Genomic DNA, 18,646 nt, shown 5'->3' on the forward strand with positions numbered 1-18,646 from the left:
CGCCGGCAACCGCCGCCGCGCTGCCGTTATGCTCGCCGCATCTTCCGCCGGAGCCGGATGCATGCCTGTCGCTTCCACCCCGCTTCGCTGCCTGGGCCCACTGGCCCTGTCCCTGGCCTGCGCGACGGCCGCCGCGCAGGCGCCTGCCACCACCGACCTGGCGCGGCTCGACGGTTTCGCCCTCGGGCTGGAGGCGGCCGGACGCTTTTCCGGCGTGGTGCTGGTCGCACACGATGGCCAGGTGGTGTTCGAGAAGGCCTATGGCCTGCGCGACGAGACCGGCGAGGCACCGCTGCACGCCGATGACCGCCTGAACCTGGCGTCCGCCGGCAAGATGTTCACCAGCGTGGCGATCCTGCAGCAGGTCGCCGCCGGCCGCATCACCCTGGACAGCCACGTCGGCGAGGTGCTGGAGGACTACCCCAACCGCGCCTTCGCCGACACGGTGACGGTGCGGCAGCTGCTCACCCACACCGCCGGCGCCGGCGACGTGGACGAACTGTTCGGCGCCGCACATGCGGCCGAGCGCGCGCGGCTGCGCAGCGCCGCCGACATCATCGCCCTGCACGGCCGGCGCGCACCGCAGTTCGCCCCGGGCACGCAGCAGAAATACGGCAACTATGGCTACGTGGTGCTGGGGCGGATGGTCGAGGTACTGTCCGGGCAGGACTTCGAGTCCTACGTCCGCGCGCATGTGCTGGCGCCGGCCGGGATGACCCGCACCGGCTTCGTCGACTGCGACGACCCGGCGCCGGACCTGGCGGCGGGCCATGTCGAGGTCGAGGGCAGGCGCGTGCGCAACTGCGCCACGCTGCCGGCGCGCGGTTTCGCCGCCGGCGGGCAGGTGGCGCCGGCCAGCGACCTGCTGCGCTTCGTGCAGGCACTGGTTGACGGCCGGCTGCTGCCCCTGCCGCTGTTCAGGCAGGCGACCACGCCGCAGCACGAGTTCATGGGGCTGGGCTTCTTCGCCACGGGCTACGGCCCCGGCGTGCCCGAACGCGACTTCCGCTGGGGGCATGGCGGCAGCGCCGACGGCATCTGCACCGACGTGCGCACCTACCCGCATACCGGCGAAACCGTGATCGTGCTGTCCAACAAGGACGCGCCGGCCTGCTTCGCGGTATCCAACCTGCTGCATGCGCAGTGGAAGGACGCGCCCTGACGACGGCGCCACCGGGCGATCGCCTAGAATGGCCGCTGTTTTTCCGCCAGGAGCTCTCCCATGCCTTCCTTCGACGTCGTGTCCGAAGTCGACAAGCACGAACTGACCAACGCCATCGACCAGGCCAACCGCGAGCTGTCCACGCGCTTCGATTTCAAGGGCGTGGACGCGAAGTTCGAGCAGGAGGGTGACGCGCTGATCAAACTGGCCGCGCCCAGCGATTTCCAGCTCAAGCAGATGGCCGACATCCTCAAGCAGCGCCTGGCCGCGCGCGGCATCGACTTCCGCTGCATGGAGTTCGGCGACATCGAGACCAACCTCGGTGGCGCGCGCCAGCAGGTCAAGGTCAAGCAGGGCATCGAGCAGAAGCTGGCCAAGCAGATCGCGGCGAAGATCAAGGAGTCCAAGATCAAGGTCGACACCCAGATCAACGGCGACAAGCTGCGCGTGAACGGCAAGAAGCGCGACGACCTGCAGGAAACGATCGCGCTGCTGAAGAAGAGCGAGTTCGAGCAGCCGCTGCAGTTCGACAACTTCCGCGACTGAGCGCGCGCGGCAGGCCCGCGGGCGCGGCGTGATGTCCGCGGCGGCCCGCGCGCCGGCGCCGCGGCACGGCCCGCCATCGCCTAGAATGGCCGCCCCGTTGCCCGCCTGTCCGCCATGAACGACACCGCCCACGACCCGATCGCCGACACCCGCCGCTGGCTGGAGAAGGCCGTGATCGGGCTCAACCTGTGCCCGTTCGCCAAGGCGGTGTACGTCAAGGAGCAGGTGCGCTTCGTGCTCAGCGACGCCAGCACGCCCGAGGCGCTGCTGGAGCAGCTGGCCGAGGAACTGCTGCTGCTGCGCGACACGCCGGCCGAGCAGATCGATACCACGCTGATCGTGCACCCGCAGGTGCTCAGCGATTTCCTCGACTACAACGACTTCCTGGACAACGCCGACGCGGCGGTGGAGGCACTGGACCTGCAGGGCGTACTGCAGGTGGCCAGCTTCCACCCGCAGTACCAGTTCGCCGGCACCGCGCCGGACGACGCCAGCAACTACACCAACCGCGCCCCCTGGCCCACCCTGCACCTGCTGCGCGAGGACAGCGTGGAACGCGCGGTGGCCGCGTTCCCGGACCCGGACGTGATCGTCGAGCGCAACATCGCCACCCTGGACAGGCTCGGCGTGGACGGCTGGAAGCGGTTGCTGGACGGGGAGTGAGGCGGCCGCTCCCGGCCGCCGGCGCGCAGCGGCGAAGGAACCGATGAAGGCGGCGGCCCGGCGCGGTCGCCGTGGCCGGGTTCCGTTCGCGCCTTACCCGGCCCGCGTGCGCGCCGCGGGCGGACCGTCCAGCAGCGGCAGCAGCAGCCCGCGCACATCGTGCAGCGAGCCGGCGATGGCATGGCCCAGCGCGCGCACGTCCGCGTCCGGCTGCAGCAGGTCCGGCACCTGGATCACGGTCATGCCGGCGGCCAGCGCCGCGCGCACGCCGGTGGGCGAATCCTCCAGCGCCAGGCAGTGGCGTGGCTCGACCCCCAGCCGCGCCGCGGCCAGCAGGTAGATGTCCGGCGCCGGCTTGGGGTGGGCGACGTCGCTGCTGGTCGCCACGTGTTCGAAGTAGCGCAGCAGCCCGGCGCTTTCGAGCTTACGCAGCGCCAGCGGGCGCCGCGTGGAGGTGGCCACCGCGCGCGGCACGCCGTGCGCGACCAAGGTGTCGAGCAGGTCGGTGATGCCCGGGCGGTGCGGCACCCCGGCCGCCACCAGCCGTTCATAGCGCGCGTACGAATCCTGCAGCAGGGCATCCACCGCACCGGCGCCGACCTGCCCGGCGATGCGCTGGCGGGTGAGCGCGTCGCTGGAGCCGATCAGCGACAGCAGGAACGCCTCGGGCAGCGGGTGGCCGGCGTCCGCAGCGGCCTGCGCCAGACAGCCCAGCAGCGCGCGCTCGCTGTCCAGCATCAGCCCGTCCATGTCGAAGATCACCGCCTGTGGCCGCGCCGCCAGCGACGCCAGCAGGGTCATGGCGCGTCCCCGAACAGGACCTGCAGATCGGCGGCCGACAGCACCCGCCACTGGCCTTCGGCCAGCCCGTCCAGCGCCAGCCCGCCGATGCGGCTGCGGTGCAGCGCTTCGACGTGGTTGCCGACCGCGGCGAACATGCGCCGCACCTGGTGGTAGCGGCCCTCGTGCAGGGTCAGGCGCGCGTGCCGCGGGCCCAGCACCTCGAGTTCGGCCGGCAGCAGCGGCTTGTCCTCCGATTCCAGCAACAGCGTGCCGCTGGCGAAGGTCGCCGCCTCGTCGCCGCGCAGGTCCTGCGCCAGCCGCGCCTCGTAGACCTTGTCCAGCTTCGACTTCGGCGACACGATCCGGTGCAGCAGCGCGCCGTCGTCGGTCATCAGCAGCAGCCCGCTGGTGTCGCGGTCCAGCCGGCCGACCGTGGACAACAGCGGCGAGCGGTCACGGAAGCGGGTGGGCAGCAGGTCATAGACCAGCCGGCCCTGGTCCTTGGTCGAGCAGGTATAGCCGGTCGGCTTGTGCAGCATCAGGGCCAGGCCCGGCGGCGGATCCAGCGGCTCGCCATCGATGCGGATGGCGTCGTGCGCGACCTTGTCGTCGGCGTACAGCACGTCGCCATCGGCATCGGTGACGCGGCCCTCGCGGAACAGCCACTGCACCTGCTTGCGGCTGCCATAACCGAGGTTGGCGATGTGCTTGACCAGCTTCATGCGCGGCCCCCGCGGGTGCCGACGATGACCTTGAAGCCGTCGCGCTCGGCCGCCACGCGCACCTGCCCGAAACTGTCGTTGAGGATCTGTTCGTACGGCAGGTGCCGGTTGGCGACCATGAACAGGCGCCCGCCCGGGCGCAGCGCCTGCGCGGCCACGGCGATGAAGCGCTGGCCGATGTCCGGCCGGTCCTCGCGCGCGGGGGTATGGAACGGCGGATTGGAGACGACGAAGTCGTAGCGGCCGTCGATGCCGGCGGTGACGTCGTGCCAGCGGAAATCCAGCTGCGCGCGGCTGCCGGCCAGGTTGTGGCGGGCCAGCGCCAGCGCCCGCGACTCGGCTTCGTACAGGTCCAGCGCGGTCACCGCGGGGCAGCGCGCCAGCAGCTCGGCCGACAGATAGCCCCAGCCGGCGCCGAGGTCGGCGCCACGCCCGGCCAGGTCCGGCGGCAGCTGTTCGACCAGCAGCGCCGAGGCGCGGTCGATGCGGTCCCAGGCGAACACCCCGGGGCGGCTGAGGAAGCGCCCGTCCATGATCGGCCGCGGCGCATCCAGCGCCGCCCAGCGCGCGCGCAGCGCCTCGTCGTGGTGGCCGTCACGCGGCGCGCTCCAGTACACCCGGCAGTGGTTCTTGGTGAGCTTGCCGCCGAGGCCGGCCAGGCGCTCCAGGTCGCTTTCACCCGAACGCGCGCCCTCGCTGTTGGCCTGGCAGGCGACCAGCACGCCGCCCGGCGCCAGCTGCGCCAGCGCCCGCGCCAGCAGCGCGCGCGCTTCGTCGCGCTGGCGCGGCGGCAACACCAGCACCAGCGGGTAGGTGGCGGCGGTGTCTTCCACGGCGGCCTCGTCGCGCACCTCCCAGCCGCCGCGCTCCAGGGCCTGCGCGAACGGCCGGAAACTCTGCACGCACACCAGTTGCCCGGGCGCGGCATGCTCGCGCAGCGGCCAGCCCTCGCGGGCGCGCAGGAACAGCACCGGCCCCTGCGGCCACGGCAGGCTGCCACTGGCGAACGGGAGGAACAGGGTCTGCAGCGGGGCGTCTTGGGCGGCGGCCATCGCGGATATCCAGCGGAACGTAGCCGGTCATTCTAGCGGCCCGTCCGGGCCGGGGCCGGCCACGCGCGGCGTGGATTCAGCGGCCGGTACAGGCTTCGCGGACCGCGCCTACCAGCTGCGCCACGCTGTACGGCTTGGCGACGTGCACCTGGAAGCCGGCCGCCAGCGCGCGGCGGCGGTCATCGCCCCGCGCCAGCGCGGTCACCGCGACCGCCGGCAGCTCCGCCGCGGAAATGCCCATGGTCTCGCGCAGCGTGCGTGCCAGCCCGTAGCCGTCCATGCCGGGCATGCCGACGTCGCTGACCAGCACATCGAAGGCGGCGTGGCCACGCAGGTCCAGCAGCTCCAGCGCTTCTGCGGCCGACGCCGCCGCCACCACCTGCGCGCCCTGCTCTTCCAGCACCCGTCGCAGATAGGCCAGTACCTCCGGCTGGTCTTCCACCGCCAGAACCCGGGTCCCGGCCAGCGCGTGGCCGGCCACCACCTGTTCGCCGGCCGCGACCCGCTGCACGGTGCGCCGCGGCCGCCCGGCGTTCTCCACCCGGTATGCCGGCAGGCGCACGCTGAACGTGGCCCCCTGGCCAGCACCCGCGCTCTGCGCGCACACCGAACCGCCATGCAGTTCGGTCAACTGCCTGGCGATGGCCAGCCCCAGCCCCAGGCCGCCATGGCGGCGGGTGGTGGTGGTGTCGGCCTGGCTGAAGCGGCTGAACAGCTGCGCCAGGAACTCCGGCGCGATGCCGTCGCCGTTGTCGCGCACGTCCACCACGTATTGCCCGTCCTCCTGCCGCAGCACGACCTCGATCCGGCCCTCGACCGGGGTGAACTTGATGGCGTTGGCCAGCAGGTTCCACAGCACCTGCTGCAGCCGCGTGGCATCGCCCAGCACCGGGCACGGCGCCCGCGGCACATCGACCACCAGCGCCTGCGCCTTGTCCTGCGCCGCCAGCTCCTGCAGGCGCACGGCCTCGCGCACCTGCTCGGCAAGGTCGAGCACCTCGACCTCCAGCTGCACCTTGCCCAGCAGCATGCTGCTCAGGTCGAGCATGTCCGACATCAACCGCTTCTGCGCCAGCGCGCTGCTGGCGATGACCTCCACCCCGCGGCGCATGGGATGGTCGGCCTCCATGCGCTGCAGCAGCAGTTCGCTCCAGCCCAGGATGGTGGTCAGCGGGGTGCGCAGTTCGTGCGACAGGGTGGCGAGGAACTCGTCCTTGACCCGGGCCATGCTCTCGGCGGCGCTGCGTGCGGCACGCTCGGCGCCCAGCAACTCCTCGCGCGCCATCTCGATCTCGCGGCGCTCGGTGATGTCCGGGCTGTTGCCGGCCAGGCCGATGAAGCGGCCATCGGCCGAGAAGCGCGGCGCGGCGTTCATCTCCAGCCACCGCCACTGGCCGTCATGGCGGCGCAGGCGCGCGCTCAGGTGCAGTTCGCGCTCGTTGCCCAGCGCGTCTTCCAATGCGTACTCGAAGACCTTCAGGTCCTCCGGGTGCAGCAGCCCTTCCCACCAGCGCGGCCCGAAGCGGTGGTCGGCCTGCAGGCCGAAGAAGCTGCCGAAGGCATTGTTGACGAAACGTACGTGGCCCAGGTCATCCAGTACCCAGACCGGCATCGGCAGGCCGTCGGCCAGGGCGCTGAAGCGCGCCTCGCTTTCGGCCAGCTCGGTCTCGATCTGCTTGCGCCGCGAGATGTCGACGAACAGCACCGCGAGCCGCCGCGCCGACGCCGGCCCCAGCCGCACCGCCTCGACCGAGTACCAGCGCCCGAGCTGTGGCAGGTAACGCTCGAACTGCGCCGGCACGCCCTCGTCGACCACCCGCCCGAACACCCGGAACCAGTACTCGTCCAGCCCCGGCAGCACCTCGGTGGCGCGGCGCCCGGCGACACCGGCCAGCCCGGTGATGCGCTCGAAGGCCGCGTTCACCCTGCAGTGCAGGAAGTCCACCGCGCGGGCCTCGTCGAACAGCACCTCGATCACACAGAAGCCGGTACCGGCGGCCTCGAACACCTCCTGGTACAGCGACGCGCTGTCCAGCCCCGCCACGACCTGCGGCGGCGGAACGAACGGCTCCAGTTCGGATGGATGCGTGCTCAAGGGGGTTGATCGGGTCCTCGCGGCGATGCCGCAACAGGGAAAAGTCTCGGCGTCCGGCTATCCACGGCATGTGATGATGAACCGTCCGCAACCCGGCTCCAACCGCCGGGCGGCGGGCGATTGCCCGGCGCGGCGATCGCCCCCACACTGCAGGGACACCCGATTCCGGAGGTTCGTCATGAAAACCCCGACCGTAACCGCCCTGGCGCTGGCGTGCCTGCTCGCGGCGGGTAGCGCCGATGCCCGGCCCGCCACTGTCACCGACCCGCAGGCGCCGCGCGCCCTGGCCCAGGAAGGCCCGGTGCAGGTGCAGTGGAACGATCCGTCCGGGTTCACCGAACTGCGCCAGAGCCACAATCGCTGGGACGCCGAGCGCGGCAACTGGGTGGTGGACCTGGCCGAGTACCTGCGCAAGCAGGCATCCAGCAAGCTGCCGGAGGGGCAGCAGATGAGCGTGACCATCACCGACATCAAGCGCGCCGGCGACTACGAGCCGTGGCAGGGCCCGCGCCTGGACGACGTGCGCATCATGCGCAACATCTACCCGCCGCGGATCAACCTGCAGTTCACCGTCACCGACGCCCAGGGCCGGTTGATCGACCAGGGCGAGCGCAAGCTGGTGGACAACGCCTACCTGTATGGCACCACGCGCCTGTCCGACACCGATCCGCTGCGCTACGAGAAGCGCCTGCTCGACGACTGGCTGCGCCGCGAACTGCGCGAGGACCGCGCCACCGCCGGGCTCTGATGTCGGCAGTGGTGCGCGCGAGCGCAGGGGAACGAAAGGAAAAGGGCCGCGTTCGCGGCCCTTTTCTGTTGCCTATTGCGACAGATAGACGCGCGGGGTGCGCTTGAGGCTGCACGGCAGCCGGTAGGCGCTGGTGTTGCAGCGCGGCGCCAGCTCGGAAATCGTCGGCGAGGTTCCCCACAGCTGTACGACGCTGCCCAGCCCGGCCTGCGGGTGATCGGTCAGGTCGACGGTGAGCATGTCCATCGACACCCGCCCGATCAGCTGGCCGGGCACGCCGTCGATCTGCACCGGGGTGCCGTTGGGCGCGAACTGCGGATAGCCGTCGGCGTAGCCCATGGCCACCACGCCCACGCGCGTGGGGCGCTGCGCGACGAAGCGCGCGCCGTAGCCCAGCGGCTCGCCGACGCCGATCTCGCGCACCGCGATCACCCGCGACTGCAGGGTCATCACCGGCCGCAGCCGTGCCGCGTGCGGACCCGGCTGCGGGTACAGCGGGTCGGCGCCGTACAGCATCAGGCCGGGGCGCACCCAGTCGCTGCGCACCTGCGGCCAGCCCAGCAGCGCCGGCGAGTTGCACAGGCTGGTCTCGCCCGGCAGGCCGTCGATGGCGCGGTTGAAGGTTTCCAGCTGTTCCAGCGTGCGCGGGCTGTCCAGCTCGTCGGCGCGCGCCAGGTGGCTCATCAGCACCATCGGCGCGATGTGCGGCAGCGCCGACAGCCGCGCGTGCGCGGCGCGGAACTCGTCCACTCCCAGTCCCAGCCGGTGCATGCCGCTGTCCAGCTTCAGCCAGACCTGCACGGTGGCGTCGGTGCTGAACGCGGCCAGCGCCTCGACCTGCCACGGCGAGGCCGCCACGGTCCACAGCTCGTGCTCGACGATCAGCGGCAGTTCGGCGGCGTCGAAGAAGCCCTCCAGCAGCAGCACCGGCTTACGGATGCCGGCCTGGCGCAGCTCCAGCGCCTCCTCGATGCAGGCCACGCCGAAGCCGTCGGCCTCGGCTTCCAGCGCGCGCGCGCAGGCGACCGCGCCGTGGCCGTAGGCGTCGGCCTTGATCACCGCCAGCGCCTTGCCGCCGCCCAGCTCGCGCGCCAGCCGGTAATTGCCGCGCAGCGCGTCCAGGTCGATCAGGGCCTGTGCCGGGCGCATCAGCCGCGCTCCTGGCCGCCGTAGCGGAAGATATCCAGGCCTTCGCTGCTGATCTGCGGCGTCCGGCCGTCCATCAGGTCGGCCAGGTAGCGCCCGGAACCGGCGGCCATGGTCCAGCCGAGCGTGCCGTGGCCGGTGTTGAGGAACAGGTTGCGGTACGGGGTGGCGCCCACCACCGGGGTGCCGTCGGGGGTGGCCGGGCGCAGGCCGGTCCAGAACTCGGCGCGCGACAGGTCGCCGCCGTGCGGGTAGAGATCGCCCACGACCTTTTCCAGGGTGGCGCGCCGGCGCGGGTCCAGCGACAGGTCGAAACCGGCCACCTCGGCCATGCCGCCGACGCGGATGCGGTCCTGGAAGCGGGTGACCGCCACCTTGTAGCTCTCATCCAGGATGGTCGAGGTCGGCGCCATCGCCGGGTCGGTGATCGGCAGGGTCAGCGAATAGCCCTTGAGCGGGTATACCGGCAGGCGCATGCCCAGCGGCGCCAGCAACTGCGGCGAATAGCTGCCCAGCGCGACCACGTACCGGTCGGCGGTCTCCAGCCGGCCGCCGATGCGCACCCCGGTGATGCGGTCGCCGTCGCGCTGCAGTCCCGCCACGTCCTGGTCGAAGCGGAACTCGACCCCGGCGGCGGCGGCCAGCGCGGCCAGTTTGTGGGTGAACAGCTGGCAGTCGCCGGTCTGGTCCTCGGGCAGGCGCAGCGCGCCGACCAGGGTGTCGGCGGTGCCGGCCAGCGCCGGCTCCACGCGGACGATGCCCTGGCGGTCCAGCACTTCATACGGCACGCCGTACTGGCGCAGCACCTCGATGTCCTGGGCGGCGGCATCCAGCTGCTGCTGGGTGCGGAACAGCTGGGTGGTGCCCAGCTGGCGGCCCTCGTAGTCGATGCCGGTGGCCGCGCGCAGCTCGTTGATGCAGTCGCGGCTGTAATCGGACATGCGCACCATGCGCGCCTTGTTGATCGCATAGCGGCCGGCGGTGCAGTTGCGCAGCATCTGCCACAGCCAGCGGTACTGGGCGATGTCGGCGGTCGGGCGGATGGCCAGCGGCGCGTGCTCCTGGAACAGCCACTTGATCGCCTTCAGCGGCACCCCGGGCGCGGCCCACGGCGAGGTGTAGCCGAAGGAGAGCTGGCCGGCGTTGGCGAAGCTGGTCTCCAGCGCCGGGCCGGGCTGCCGGTCCACCACCGTGACCTCGTGGCCCGCCTGTCGCAGGTACCAGGCACTGGTCGTGCCGATCACACCACTGCCGAGTATCAGAACCCGCATCGTCGTCTCCTGGGAACCTGCGCGCGCCCGGCGCAGGCGCGGCGGGGGATGGCGGCAGGCCCTGACCCTGTCAATTCCCTGCGCCGGATCGCGCAGGGGCCATGAACGGCGCAGTATATTCAGCCCATTCCAGTGTTTTTCCCCGTATTGGCGGATAAAACAGGGTAATTTCCCGTTTCCTTCACGCAAAACAGAGCACCCATGGCCGCCCGCAGCCGCGAACTGGACAAGATCGACCGCCGGATCCTGCGCATCCTGCAGGCCGAAGGCCGCATTTCCTTCACCGAACTGGGCGAACGGGTGGGCCTGTCCACCACCCCGTGCACCGAGCGCGTGCGCCGGCTGGAGCGCGAGGGGGTGATCACCGGCTACTACGCGCGGCTGGACCCGCAGTACCTCAAGGCGGGGCTGCTGGTATTCGTGGAGATCTCGCTGGCCTACAAGTCGGGCGATATCTTCGAGGAGTTCCGCCGCGCCGCGCTGAAGCTGCCCAACGTGCTGGAGTGCCACCTGGTCTCGGGCGACTTCGACTACCTGATCAAGGCGCGCATCAACGAGATGGCCTCCTACCGCAAGCTGCTCGGCAGCACCCTGCTGACCCTGCCGCACGTGCGCGAATCCAAGAGCTACATCGTGATGGAGGAAGTAAAGGAAACGCTCAGCCTGCCCATCGCCGACTGAGCCGGCGACGGCAAAGCGGCGGGACAGGCCCGCCGCTGGCTCACCCCGCAACGCCCGTCGCGTTGCCAGCGGCGGTCCCGCTCCGGCGCCTTGTGCGCCTGCTTGTCCGCCTTGCCCGCGGCTTGGCTGGCGCTGGCCATCTTCGACGGCCGCGACGGTTCCTGCGGCGCCGGCTGGCCGGCGCTGCGGGGCATGCCCCGGGTTCGGAGGGGGGTGGTATAGGTTGGACACCCGGTACGCCGGTACGGCAGTGGCGCGCATTGACCCCGCCTGCGCACAGTGCGCCCGGGAAGGGTCAAGCAGGCGCCAGGGCACGGTGGTTCCGGCCACCGCAGGGATGCCTGCGCGGCGCGCGTTGCCGGCGGTCAGGCCCGCGGCCGCTCAGCGCACGATGCGCACGCCGTCGCCGCTGGGCACGGTGTCGTGGTAGCGCCCGGTACGGGTGTCCATCACCCGCCCCGGGCCGGCCGGGCGCATGCCGTTGAGCCGTCGCCCTTCCTGGTCGTACACCGGCACCTGGGCCGTTTGCGGCTTGGCCGCCGGCCGGGGCCGGACCGGGGCCGCCTTGCCCGCCGAATCTTCCAGCCGCTCGCGCAGGCGCGCGTTGTCGGCCGCCTGGCCGGTGGCGTCACTGGCCGGTTTCGAGGGCGGCGGCAGGCTCACCGGCCGGGTCTCGGTCGGCGCCGGCGTGGGCTTGAGCTGGGCCAGGGCCGGGGTGGCCGCCAGCAGCGTGGTCAACAGCAGGGCAATCCGTTTCATCGGGTACTCCCACGGGTCCATGTCTGGCCATGATGCACCTGCGCCGCTGCAGGCGGGTTAACCGCCACGGTTGGAGCAGCGCCGGCCGCGCCCTACCATGGGGCCTCCCCCCTGGAGGCGCGGCCATGACCGCTTTCGACCTGACTCCCCCCGATGCCGCCCGGCGCGACGCCCTGGTCGCCGGCCTGGGCGACGACGAAAAGCGCGTCCTGCTGCATCACGGCACCGAGGCGCCGTTCTGCGGCGTGTTCCTGGACAACAAGCGCGAAGGCACCTACTGCTGCCGGCTGTGTGGCCTGCCGCTGTTCCGCTCCAGCACCAAGTTCGACTCGGGCACCGGCTGGCCCAGCTTCTTCGCCCCGTTCGACCCGGCCCATGTCGGCCGCATCCGCGACACCAGCCACGGGATGGTGCGCACGGAAATCGTCTGCGCCCGCTGCGGCAGCCACCTGGGCCATGTGTTCCCGGACGGCCCCCCGCCGACCTTCGAAAGGCATTGCCTGAACTCGGTTTCGCTGTCCTTCGTCGGCCGCGGCGAGCGCTGGCCGGACCCGCTGCGGCGCGGCGGGGCCGAAGCAATGCCCGCCGACTGAGTTCACACTTTCCCCCTTCAGTTCCGGCCGGCGCGGCCGACAACGGGATATCCCCTCCCGTGTCCCGCGCCCATGCTCATCATCGTCGGTCTGCTTGTCGTCATCCTCAGCGTGCTCGGTGGCTATGTCGGCGCGCACGGAAAGCTCGGCGCGCTGTGGCAACCCTATGAACTGGTGATCATCGGCGGCGCGGCACTGGGCGCGTTCCTGGTCGGCACCCCGGCCAAGACGGTGAAGAAGACGCTGCAGGCCGTGGTCGGCGTGTTCAAGGGCCCGCGCTACAAGCAGCAGGACTACCTGGACGTGCTGAGCCTGCTGTACGAACTGCTCAACAAGGCGCGCCGCGAGGGCTTCATGTCGCTCGAGGAGCACGTGGAGAACGCCGCCGAGAGCCCGATCTTCGCCAATTACCCGAAGATCCAGGCCGACCACCACCTGATCGACTTCATCACCGACTGCCTGCGGCTGATGATCGGCTCCAACATCGAGCCGCACGAGCTGGAACCGCTGCTGGAGCTGGAGCTGGAAAAACACCACCACGAGGCCATGGAGCCGGCGCACGTGCTGACCAAGGTGGCCGACGGCCTGCCCGGTTTCGGCATCGTCGCGGCAGTGCTGGGCATCGTGATCACCATGGGCTCGATCGGCGGCGACATCAAGGAAGTCGGCGCGCACGTGGCCGGCGCCCTGGTGGGCACCTTCCTCGGCATCCTGCTCGGCTACGGCTTCATCGGCCCGGTCGCGGCCGCGGTGGAGGCCCGCGCCGAACAGGATTCGCGCATCTACGAATCGGTCAAGACCGCGCTGCTGGCCTGCCTGCGCGGCTACAACCCGAAGATCGCCCTGGAGTTCGCGCGCAAGACCGTGCCGTCGGCACTGCGCCCGGGCTTCACCGAGTTCGAGCAGCACCTGAAGTCGGTCAAATAAGCCATGGCCAGCAACGATGCCAAGCCCACGGTGATCGTGCGGCGCGTGAAGAAGATCCAGGGCGGCGGCCACCACGGCGGCTCGTGGAAGGTCGCCTACGCCGACTTCGTCACCGCGATGATGGCGTTCTTTCTGGTGATGTGGCTGCTGGCCTCCACCAGCAAGCCCGAGCGCGCGGCCATTTCCGAGTATTTCCGCAACCCGAGCCCGTTGAGCGGCACCAGCTCCACCCCGGCGCCGGGCATGGCCGGGCCCGGCGGCGCCAGCACCTCGATGATCAAGCTCGGCGGTGCCACCGACATCTCCCGCGGCAACAGCAACGACCCGTTCCAGAACCAGCGCGAGTCGATCCCCACGCCGGTGGACGAACGCGAGCGCGAGAAGCAGCAGCTGGAGGCGCTGAAGCAGGAGCTGGAGGAAGCGATCAGCAAGAGCCAGGCGCTGGAGCCGTTCAAGGACCAGCTGCTGCTGGACATCACCTCCGAAGGGCTGCGGATCCAGATCGTGGACAAGCAGAACCGGCCGATGTTCGACATGGGCAGCGCCAAGCTGATGCCGTACACGCGCGAGATCCTGCGCGAGCTGTCGCACTTCATCAACCAGGTGCCCAACCACATCAGCATCAGCGGCCACACCGACATCACCGCCTATTCCACGCAGCTGGGCTACAGCAACTGGGAACTGAGCGCGGACCGCGCCAACGCCGCGCGCCGCGCGCTGCTGGAAGGCGGCATGGGCGAGGACAAGGTGGCGCGGGTGGTCGGGCTGTCGTCGTCGGTGCTGTTCGACAAGACCGACCCGCAGAACCCGATCAACCGCCGCATCAGCATCGTGGTGATGACCAGGGAGGCCGAAGCCGCCGCGCTGTCGGCGATCGCCGCGCTGCCCGCTCCGGGTGGATCCGCCGCTGCCCCAGCTGCCGCGCCTGCCGGCGGCGACGCAGCGGCCGGTGCCGCACCCGGCCCGGGCGTCGACTGAACGGCCGCGCGACGCGCCGGTTCGGCAACCAGCGAAGCGGCCGCCTACAATGGCGGCCGTTTCCTTTTGTGCAGCCCTCATGTCCAAGCAGTCCAAAGCCAAGCGCGACAAGCGCAAGAAGCAGCAGCCCCGCCGCCCGTTCCTGCGCCTGGACGCGCAGCAGCAGGTGCAGAACCACGCCGTGCTGGTGAACGAAGAAGGCCAGGTGGTCGCCGCCATCGGCCTGCAGGGGCGGCAGTGGCTGCTGTCCGTCGGCGGCCAGACCATGGGCAACGCCGACAACCCGGTGCCGATGCTGGCCATGCTCAAGCACCTGGCCAACGTGCAGGAGAAGGAAGGCCGCAAGGTCGCGCTGGAGTATTCGGAGCAGCTGCAGCAGCTGATCGACGCCGCCGCCGCGGCCGAAGGCAAGAGCGCCGACGACTACCTGGCCGGCCTGGTCGCCGAGTTCGAGGGCGTCGAAGGCGAGGACGCCGCGGTCGCGGACGCCGGCAATGACGCCGTGGACGCCGTGGACGCCGTGGACGCCGTGGACGCCGTGGACGCCGACGCAGGCGAAGCAGCGGCCGAGGCCGGCGACAAGCCGCAGGCCTGAGCGGTGGCGCCGCGGTGACGGTCTATATCGACGATGCGGTACACCCCTGGCGCGGCGAGCGCTGGGCGCATCTGCTGGCCGACACCCTGCCCGAGCTGCATGCCATGGCGCAGCAGCTCGGGATTCCGCGGCGGGCATTCCAGAACCGCCGCAGCGGCGCGCACTACGACGTGCCGGCGGCGCTGCGCGATACCGCCATCGCGCTGGGCGCGCGCGCCATCTCGCGCCACACCGACCGCGACCTGGTGCGGCGGGTCATCGCCAACGCGCGCGCGCAATACCAGCCGTAGGCGCGGGGCTCGCCGCGCACGCCTGCCGCGGCACCTGCCACGTCCGCCAGCGGCGGCGGGACAAGCCCCGCAGCCACGCGCGGCGGGATTCAGAACGGGTCGCTGCCCGGCCGCACTTCCACGCCCAGCAGCGAGCACAGCGCCAGCATCGCCTCGTCGTCACGGCTGAGCGCGATCCAGCCGGCATAGTCGTCGCCGCCGGTGTTCCAGTTCCACAGCGTGTAGCCATGCTCGCGCAGGCGGTCGTGCGCGGTCGCCATCAGCGCCGGCACGTCGAGATCCTGCGCGAAATCCTCGTCGTCCAGGTCCCCGCCCCAGTCGATGCGCAGGTTCCAGCGCGCGGCCAGCTCGTCGATCGCGGCCACGAACGAATCGATGTCCTTCCAGTCCACGTAGAAGCCGGCGCGCCAGTCGATCGCGTCCTTCAGGTCCCACAGCCACTGCTCGTCGCCGCTGTCGTGCTCGGCGCCGGCACGCGCCTCGCGCCAGGCATCGAACTGCTGCAGCGCGGCCTCCTCGTCGCCCGGGTTGACCAGCCACAGCAGGTTCCACACCCGCGCCGGATGGTCGTCCTCGTCGAAGGTCGGCAGCAGTTCGTCGGAATCTTCGTAATCGGCACTGTTGTCGGGCATGGCGGCGCTCCACTGCGTGATGGCGCGCATTCTGCCGCCACGCGCACGGCAGCGGAAGCGGCAACGGTTATCCTTGTGCGCATGAAGAGGGCCACGGTGGCCGTCAACGAACACAGATCATGAGCGATACCCCTCCCGACCGCCTGGCGGTGAACCCCAGCAGCCCGTTCCACGACCCGGCCGCGCTCGAACGCGGCGTCGGCGTGCGCTTCAACGGCATCGAGCGCGATGACGTGGAGGAGTACTCGGTCAGCGAAGGCTGGATCCGGGTGCAGGCCGGCAAGGCCCGCGACCGCCGCGGCAACCCGATGACACTGAAGATCAACGGCACGGTCGAGCCGTATTTCCTGGAATTGAACAGGAAGTAAGCCAGGGCGCCCCGCGCGGGCGCCGGCAATGCCGGCCGCGGGCTCAATCCCGCTGCCGGCTCTCCAGCAGGTCCAGGTTGCGGATCAGCCTGCGCGCGACCTCGTCGGGTATCTGCCCGTGCCGGGTCAGGCGGAACAGTTCCTCGCGCTCGGCGGTGAGCCCGGCCGCGCGCAGGCTGCGGTAGGCCTGCTCCATGCGCCGCACCTTCTCCGGGTCCTCGTCGGGGCCCTGCCCCTTCTCCAGATTGCGCTGGTACAGCAGGCTGACCCGCGCCGCGGCGTCGTTGTAGAGCTGCACGTTGGTGGTGGTCTGGCCCTCGACCAGCTGCTGCCGGGCTTTCTCCACCGCGGCCAGCGCGGCCTTGGACGACAGCGTGCGGGCCAGGTCCTCGACCCGCCGGCTGTCGTCGTCCCGCGGCAGCTCCAGCCCGCGCAGCAGCCGCGGCAGCAGCAGGCTCGCGCCCAGCAGCGAGACCAGGATCACCGACGCGGCCAGGAAGATCACCAGGTCGCGCGCCGGGAACGGCTCGCCGCCGGGGACCATCAGCGGCAGGGTCAGCACGCCGGCCAGGGTGATGGCGCCACGCACGCCGGCCACCGACATCGCCAGCACCACCCGCCACGAGGTCTGGTTCGCACGCGCCTCGCCGCGCCAGCGCGCGCGCAGCAGGTTCCAGCGCAGCGACAGCCACACCCACACCAGGCGCAGCACCACCAGCATGGCGTTGATCGCCACCACGTAGATCGCCAGCCACCACCAGTCGCTGTGCCCGGTGACCGCCAGCGTATCCACCGCGCGCCGCACGATGCCCGGCAGCTGCTCGCCCAGCAGCACGAACATGATGCCGTTGAAGCTGAACTGCACGGTGCTCCACACCGCCGCGCGCTGCACCCGCATGCTGCCGCTGATGCGGCCGGTCAGCTCGACATAGCTCATGGTGATGCCGGCGGCGACCGCGGCGAGGATGCCCGACGCGTTGAACTCCTCGGCCAGCAGGTAGGCGGCGAACGGGATCAGCAGGTTGACCAGCAGCGCCGCGCCCGGCTCCTCGCCGAAGCTGCGCCACAGCCAGCGCTGGAAGGTGGACACGCCCAGGGTCACCGCCACGCCGATGGCCAGGCCGGCGAAGGCCACCCACAGGAAGGTCAGCGAGGCCTGCGCCAGCGAGAAGCTGCCGGTCATCACCGCGGCCACCGCGAAGCGGAAGCAGACCAGGCCGGAGGCGTCGTTGAGCAGCGATTCGCCTTCCAGGATGTGCATCAGCCGCTTGGGAATCGGCACCCGCGAGGCGATGGCACCCACCGCGACCGGGTCGGTGGGCGAGACGATCGCCGCCAGCGCGAACGCCACCGCCAGCGGCATGGCCGGGATCAGCCAGTGGATCAGCAGGCCGGCGCCGACCACGGTGAACACCACCAGCCCGAACGCCAGTTCCAGGATCGCGCCCTTGTCGCGGAACAGGCCCTGCTTGGGGATGCGCCAGCCGTCAAGGAACAGCAGCGGCGGCAGGAACAGCAGGAAGAACATGTCCGGCTCGAGCGCATGGCCGCGCTTGAACACGCCGGCGATCAATGCGCCCAGGCCGATCTGCACCAGCGGCAACGGCAGCGAGAACGGCAGGATCCTGACCAGGTAGCCGCTGGCGACCACCGCCACCAGCATCGCCAGAACGACTTCGATCGTGTTCATGCCTCTCCACGAAGTCACCACCATGGCAGCGACGGTTGGAACAACGCGGAAAAACTATCACAGGCACGCGCCGCCGCCGATGGGGCGGCGGGTATCCGCGCAGGAAGCGCCGGACCTATTCCGCGCCGTCGAAGCGGTAGATGTCCATCGCCAGGAAGCCCATGTCGATGCCGGCGTCGATGCGACGCGCGCCGAGCCGGTCCGTGCCGGCCGCGCCCATGGCGAAATGCAGCGGCAGCAGGTGCTCGTCGGTGGGGTGCGCCTGTTCGGCGAACGGCGCCTGGCGGCGGTAGTCCAGCAGCGCCGGCACGTCATCGGCGTGCAGCTTCTGCTCCACCCACTGGATGAACGGACGCACGTACGGCGCCTCCCCGCCCTGCGCGTAGTGGTGCCAGTCGTGCAGGTTGTGGGTGATGCTGCCCGAGCCGACCAGCAGCACCCCGTCCGCGCGCAGCGGCGCCAGCGCGCGGCCCATCGCCCATTGGTGCGCGGGGCCCAGCGCCGGCTGGATCGACAGCTGCAGCACCGGGATGTCGGCCTGCGGGTAGAGGAAGCGCAACGGCACCCAGGCGCCGTGGTCGAGCCCGCGCTGCGGATCGATCAGCGGCGACAGCCCGGCCGCGGCCAGGCGCGCCGCCACGTCCTGCGCCAGTTCCGGCGCGCCGGGCGCCGGGTACTGCAACTGGTAGAGCGCCTCGGGAAAGCCGCCGAAATCGTGGATGGTCCGCGGCCGCTCCGCCACCGATACCGTCGGCGTGCGGCCCAGCCAGTGCGCCGAGGCCATCACGATGGCGCGCGGGCGCGGCAGCGCGGCAGCCAGCTCGGCCAGGCGCGGCCCCACCGCACCGGGCTGCAGCGCGGTCATCGGCGACCCGTGCGAGATGTACAGGGACGGCAGCGATGTCGATGGCATGGGGAACTCCAAGGGGGCGATGCGATGCCACA

Annotated in this window: 21 protein-coding genes; 11 read left to right on the forward strand and 10 right to left on the reverse strand. The window is 71.0% G+C overall.

Annotation, left to right across the window (positions count from 1 at the left end; genetic code table 11):
• Window positions 1-61 precede the first annotated feature (61 nt).
• The 3 genes from AC06E6_RS09840 to AC06E6_RS09850 all read left to right on the forward strand — a co-directional run bounded on the left by AC06E6_RS09840 (window position 62) and on the right by AC06E6_RS09850 (window position 2,371).
• Entirely contained in the window at window positions 62-1,162 is a 1,101-nt protein-coding gene (locus AC06E6_RS09840; RefSeq protein WP_240212939.1) for a serine hydrolase domain-containing protein, read from the forward strand.
• Between the two features lie 60 nt (window positions 1,163-1,222).
• Window positions 1,223-1,708 (forward strand): YajQ family cyclic di-GMP-binding protein, encoded by a 486-nt coding sequence (locus AC06E6_RS09845; RefSeq protein ID WP_104937912.1) that lies wholly within the window; start codon window positions 1,223-1,225, stop codon window positions 1,706-1,708.
• A gap of 114 nt (window positions 1,709-1,822) precedes the next feature.
• On the forward strand, window positions 1,823-2,371 hold the full coding sequence (locus AC06E6_RS09850; protein WP_240212938.1) for a DUF1415 domain-containing protein: 549 nt from the start codon (window positions 1,823-1,825) through the stop codon (window positions 2,369-2,371).
• Between the two features lie 93 nt (window positions 2,372-2,464).
• Here the strand turns inward: AC06E6_RS09850 and AC06E6_RS09855 are convergent, their stop codons facing one another.
• The 4 genes from AC06E6_RS09855 to AC06E6_RS09870 all read right to left on the reverse strand — a co-directional run bounded on the left by AC06E6_RS09855 (window position 2,465) and on the right by AC06E6_RS09870 (window position 7,023).
• A complete protein-coding gene (locus AC06E6_RS09855) occupies window positions 2,465-3,172 on the reverse strand; it encodes an HAD family hydrolase (protein WP_240212937.1) in 708 nt (235 codons plus the stop codon).
• Window positions 3,169-3,876, reverse strand: coding sequence for a pseudouridine synthase (locus AC06E6_RS09860; protein WP_240212936.1), 708 nt, complete (start codon window positions 3,874-3,876; stop codon window positions 3,169-3,171). Before AC06E6_RS09860 ends, AC06E6_RS09855 begins: the two co-directional genes overlap by 4 nt.
• Window positions 3,873-4,928: a class I SAM-dependent methyltransferase gene (locus AC06E6_RS09865; RefSeq protein ID WP_240212935.1), complete on the reverse strand. Its 1,056-nt coding sequence runs from the start codon at window positions 4,926-4,928 to the stop codon at window positions 3,873-3,875. Before AC06E6_RS09865 ends, AC06E6_RS09860 begins: the two co-directional genes overlap by 4 nt.
• Window positions 4,929-5,004: 76 nt before the next feature.
• Window positions 5,005-7,023, reverse strand: a complete 2,019-nt coding sequence (locus AC06E6_RS09870; protein ID WP_478061157.1) for a hybrid sensor histidine kinase/response regulator — start codon at window positions 7,021-7,023, stop codon at window positions 5,005-5,007.
• 178 nt (window positions 7,024-7,201) lie between these two features.
• Here AC06E6_RS09870 and AC06E6_RS09875 point away from each other — a divergent pair, with 178 nt between their 5' ends.
• Window positions 7,202-7,771 carry a DUF3016 domain-containing protein gene (locus tag AC06E6_RS09875; RefSeq protein ID WP_478061158.1) on the forward strand — a complete coding sequence of 190 codons (570 nt, stop codon included), beginning with the start codon at window positions 7,202-7,204 and terminating at the stop codon, window positions 7,769-7,771.
• A 72-nt stretch (window positions 7,772-7,843) separates the two neighbouring features.
• Here AC06E6_RS09875 and alr read toward each other — a convergent pair whose 3' ends face one another.
• Entirely contained in the window at window positions 7,844-8,920 is a 1,077-nt protein-coding gene (gene alr / locus AC06E6_RS09880; protein ID WP_478061159.1) for an alanine racemase, read from the reverse strand.
• Window positions 8,920-10,188: a D-amino acid dehydrogenase gene (locus AC06E6_RS09885; protein WP_161614299.1), complete on the reverse strand. Its 1,269-nt coding sequence runs from the start codon at window positions 10,186-10,188 to the stop codon at window positions 8,920-8,922. Before AC06E6_RS09885 ends, alr begins: the two co-directional genes overlap by 1 nt.
• 201 nt (window positions 10,189-10,389) lie before the next feature.
• Here AC06E6_RS09885 and AC06E6_RS09890 point away from each other — a divergent pair, with 201 nt between their 5' ends.
• Window positions 10,390-10,869 carry a winged helix-turn-helix transcriptional regulator gene (locus tag AC06E6_RS09890; protein ID WP_104937905.1) on the forward strand — a complete coding sequence of 160 codons (480 nt, stop codon included), beginning with the start codon at window positions 10,390-10,392 and terminating at the stop codon, window positions 10,867-10,869.
• Between the two features lie 381 nt (window positions 10,870-11,250).
• On the opposite strand, the gene AC06E6_RS09895 is transcribed toward AC06E6_RS09890, so the two are convergent.
• A complete protein-coding gene (locus AC06E6_RS09895) occupies window positions 11,251-11,628 on the reverse strand; it encodes a classical arabinogalactan protein 4 (protein ID WP_478061161.1) in 378 nt (125 codons plus the stop codon).
• 125 nt (window positions 11,629-11,753) lie between these two features.
• Between AC06E6_RS09895 and msrB the strand changes: the two genes are divergently transcribed.
• The 5 genes from msrB to AC06E6_RS09920 all read left to right on the forward strand — a co-directional run bounded on the left by msrB (window position 11,754) and on the right by AC06E6_RS09920 (window position 15,011).
• On the forward strand, window positions 11,754-12,221 hold the full coding sequence (gene msrB / locus AC06E6_RS09900; protein WP_104937903.1) for a peptide-methionine (R)-S-oxide reductase MsrB: 468 nt from the start codon (window positions 11,754-11,756) through the stop codon (window positions 12,219-12,221).
• A gap of 72 nt (window positions 12,222-12,293) precedes the next feature.
• A complete protein-coding gene (gene motA, locus AC06E6_RS09905; RefSeq protein WP_182336037.1) occupies window positions 12,294-13,148 on the forward strand; it encodes a flagellar motor stator protein MotA in 855 nt (284 codons plus the stop codon).
• 3 nt (window positions 13,149-13,151) lie between these two features.
• Complete coding sequence (motB, locus tag AC06E6_RS09910; RefSeq protein ID WP_478061164.1) at window positions 13,152-14,126, forward strand: flagellar motor protein MotB; 975 nt, start codon at window positions 13,152-13,154, stop codon at window positions 14,124-14,126.
• A gap of 79 nt (window positions 14,127-14,205) precedes the next feature.
• Window positions 14,206-14,721, forward strand: coding sequence for a hypothetical protein (locus tag AC06E6_RS09915; protein ID WP_478061165.1), 516 nt, complete (start codon window positions 14,206-14,208; stop codon window positions 14,719-14,721).
• Window positions 14,722-14,735: 14 nt separating this feature from the next.
• On the forward strand, window positions 14,736-15,011 hold the full coding sequence (locus tag AC06E6_RS09920) for a DUF4031 domain-containing protein (protein ID WP_104937899.1): 276 nt from the start codon (window positions 14,736-14,738) through the stop codon (window positions 15,009-15,011).
• Between the two features lie 89 nt (window positions 15,012-15,100).
• Here AC06E6_RS09920 and AC06E6_RS09925 read toward each other — a convergent pair whose 3' ends face one another.
• A complete protein-coding gene (locus AC06E6_RS09925; protein ID WP_240212929.1) occupies window positions 15,101-15,643 on the reverse strand; it encodes a DUF6630 family protein in 543 nt (180 codons plus the stop codon).
• 119 nt (window positions 15,644-15,762) lie between these two features.
• Here AC06E6_RS09925 and AC06E6_RS09930 point away from each other — a divergent pair, with 119 nt between their 5' ends.
• A complete protein-coding gene (locus AC06E6_RS09930; protein WP_240212928.1) occupies window positions 15,763-16,011 on the forward strand; it encodes a DUF3297 family protein in 249 nt (82 codons plus the stop codon).
• 43 nt (window positions 16,012-16,054) lie between these two features.
• Here AC06E6_RS09930 and AC06E6_RS09935 read toward each other — a convergent pair whose 3' ends face one another.
• Window positions 16,055-17,701, reverse strand: coding sequence for a Na+/H+ antiporter (locus tag AC06E6_RS09935; RefSeq protein ID WP_478061168.1), 1,647 nt, complete (start codon window positions 17,699-17,701; stop codon window positions 16,055-16,057).
• A gap of 115 nt (window positions 17,702-17,816) precedes the next feature.
• Window positions 17,817-18,614: a DODA-type extradiol aromatic ring-opening family dioxygenase gene (locus AC06E6_RS09940; protein WP_478061169.1), complete on the reverse strand. Its 798-nt coding sequence runs from the start codon at window positions 18,612-18,614 to the stop codon at window positions 17,817-17,819.
• Window positions 18,615-18,646: the final 32 nt, after the last annotated feature.

This window comes from Stenotrophomonas sp. Steno-Z10-HUANG (assembly GCF_056393075.1).

What these genes read in the sequence shown, in the direction of transcription:
- AC06E6_RS09935 (WP_478061168.1), bottom strand. Translation starts at nt 17,701, where the DNA reads ATGAACACGATCGAAGTCGTTCTGGCGATGCTGGTGGCGGTGGTCGCC.
- AC06E6_RS09850 (WP_240212938.1), top strand. Translation starts at nt 1,823, where the DNA reads ATGAACGACACCGCCCACGACCCGATCGCCGACACCCGCCGCTGGCTG.
- AC06E6_RS09885 (WP_161614299.1), bottom strand. Translation starts at nt 10,188, where the DNA reads ATGCGGGTTCTGATACTCGGCAGTGGTGTGATCGGCACGACCAGTGCC.
- AC06E6_RS09845 (WP_104937912.1), top strand. Translation starts at nt 1,223, where the DNA reads ATGCCTTCCTTCGACGTCGTGTCCGAAGTCGACAAGCACGAACTGACC.
- AC06E6_RS09865 (WP_240212935.1), bottom strand. Translation starts at nt 4,928, where the DNA reads ATGGCCGCCGCCCAAGACGCCCCGCTGCAGACCCTGTTCCTCCCGTTC.
- motA (WP_182336037.1), top strand. Translation starts at nt 12,294, where the DNA reads ATGCTCATCATCGTCGGTCTGCTTGTCGTCATCCTCAGCGTGCTCGGT.
- AC06E6_RS09860 (WP_240212936.1), bottom strand. Translation starts at nt 3,876, where the DNA reads ATGAAGCTGGTCAAGCACATCGCCAACCTCGGTTATGGCAGCCGCAAG.
- AC06E6_RS09940 (WP_478061169.1), bottom strand. Translation starts at nt 18,614, where the DNA reads ATGCCATCGACATCGCTGCCGTCCCTGTACATCTCGCACGGGTCGCCG.
- msrB (WP_104937903.1), top strand. Translation starts at nt 11,754, where the DNA reads ATGACCGCTTTCGACCTGACTCCCCCCGATGCCGCCCGGCGCGACGCC.
- AC06E6_RS09840 (WP_240212939.1), top strand. Translation starts at nt 62, where the DNA reads ATGCCTGTCGCTTCCACCCCGCTTCGCTGCCTGGGCCCACTGGCCCTG.
- AC06E6_RS09855 (WP_240212937.1), bottom strand. Translation starts at nt 3,172, where the DNA reads ATGACCCTGCTGGCGTCGCTGGCGGCGCGGCCACAGGCGGTGATCTTC.
- motB (WP_478061164.1), top strand. Translation starts at nt 13,152, where the DNA reads ATGGCCAGCAACGATGCCAAGCCCACGGTGATCGTGCGGCGCGTGAAG.
- alr (WP_478061159.1), bottom strand. Translation starts at nt 8,920, where the DNA reads ATGCGCCCGGCACAGGCCCTGATCGACCTGGACGCGCTGCGCGGCAAT.
- AC06E6_RS09875 (WP_478061158.1), top strand. Translation starts at nt 7,202, where the DNA reads ATGAAAACCCCGACCGTAACCGCCCTGGCGCTGGCGTGCCTGCTCGCG.
- AC06E6_RS09930 (WP_240212928.1), top strand. Translation starts at nt 15,763, where the DNA reads ATGAGCGATACCCCTCCCGACCGCCTGGCGGTGAACCCCAGCAGCCCG.
- AC06E6_RS09915 (WP_478061165.1), top strand. Translation starts at nt 14,206, where the DNA reads ATGTCCAAGCAGTCCAAAGCCAAGCGCGACAAGCGCAAGAAGCAGCAG.
- AC06E6_RS09895 (WP_478061161.1), bottom strand. Translation starts at nt 11,628, where the DNA reads ATGAAACGGATTGCCCTGCTGTTGACCACGCTGCTGGCGGCCACCCCG.
- AC06E6_RS09890 (WP_104937905.1), top strand. Translation starts at nt 10,390, where the DNA reads ATGGCCGCCCGCAGCCGCGAACTGGACAAGATCGACCGCCGGATCCTG.
- AC06E6_RS09925 (WP_240212929.1), bottom strand. Translation starts at nt 15,643, where the DNA reads ATGCCCGACAACAGTGCCGATTACGAAGATTCCGACGAACTGCTGCCG.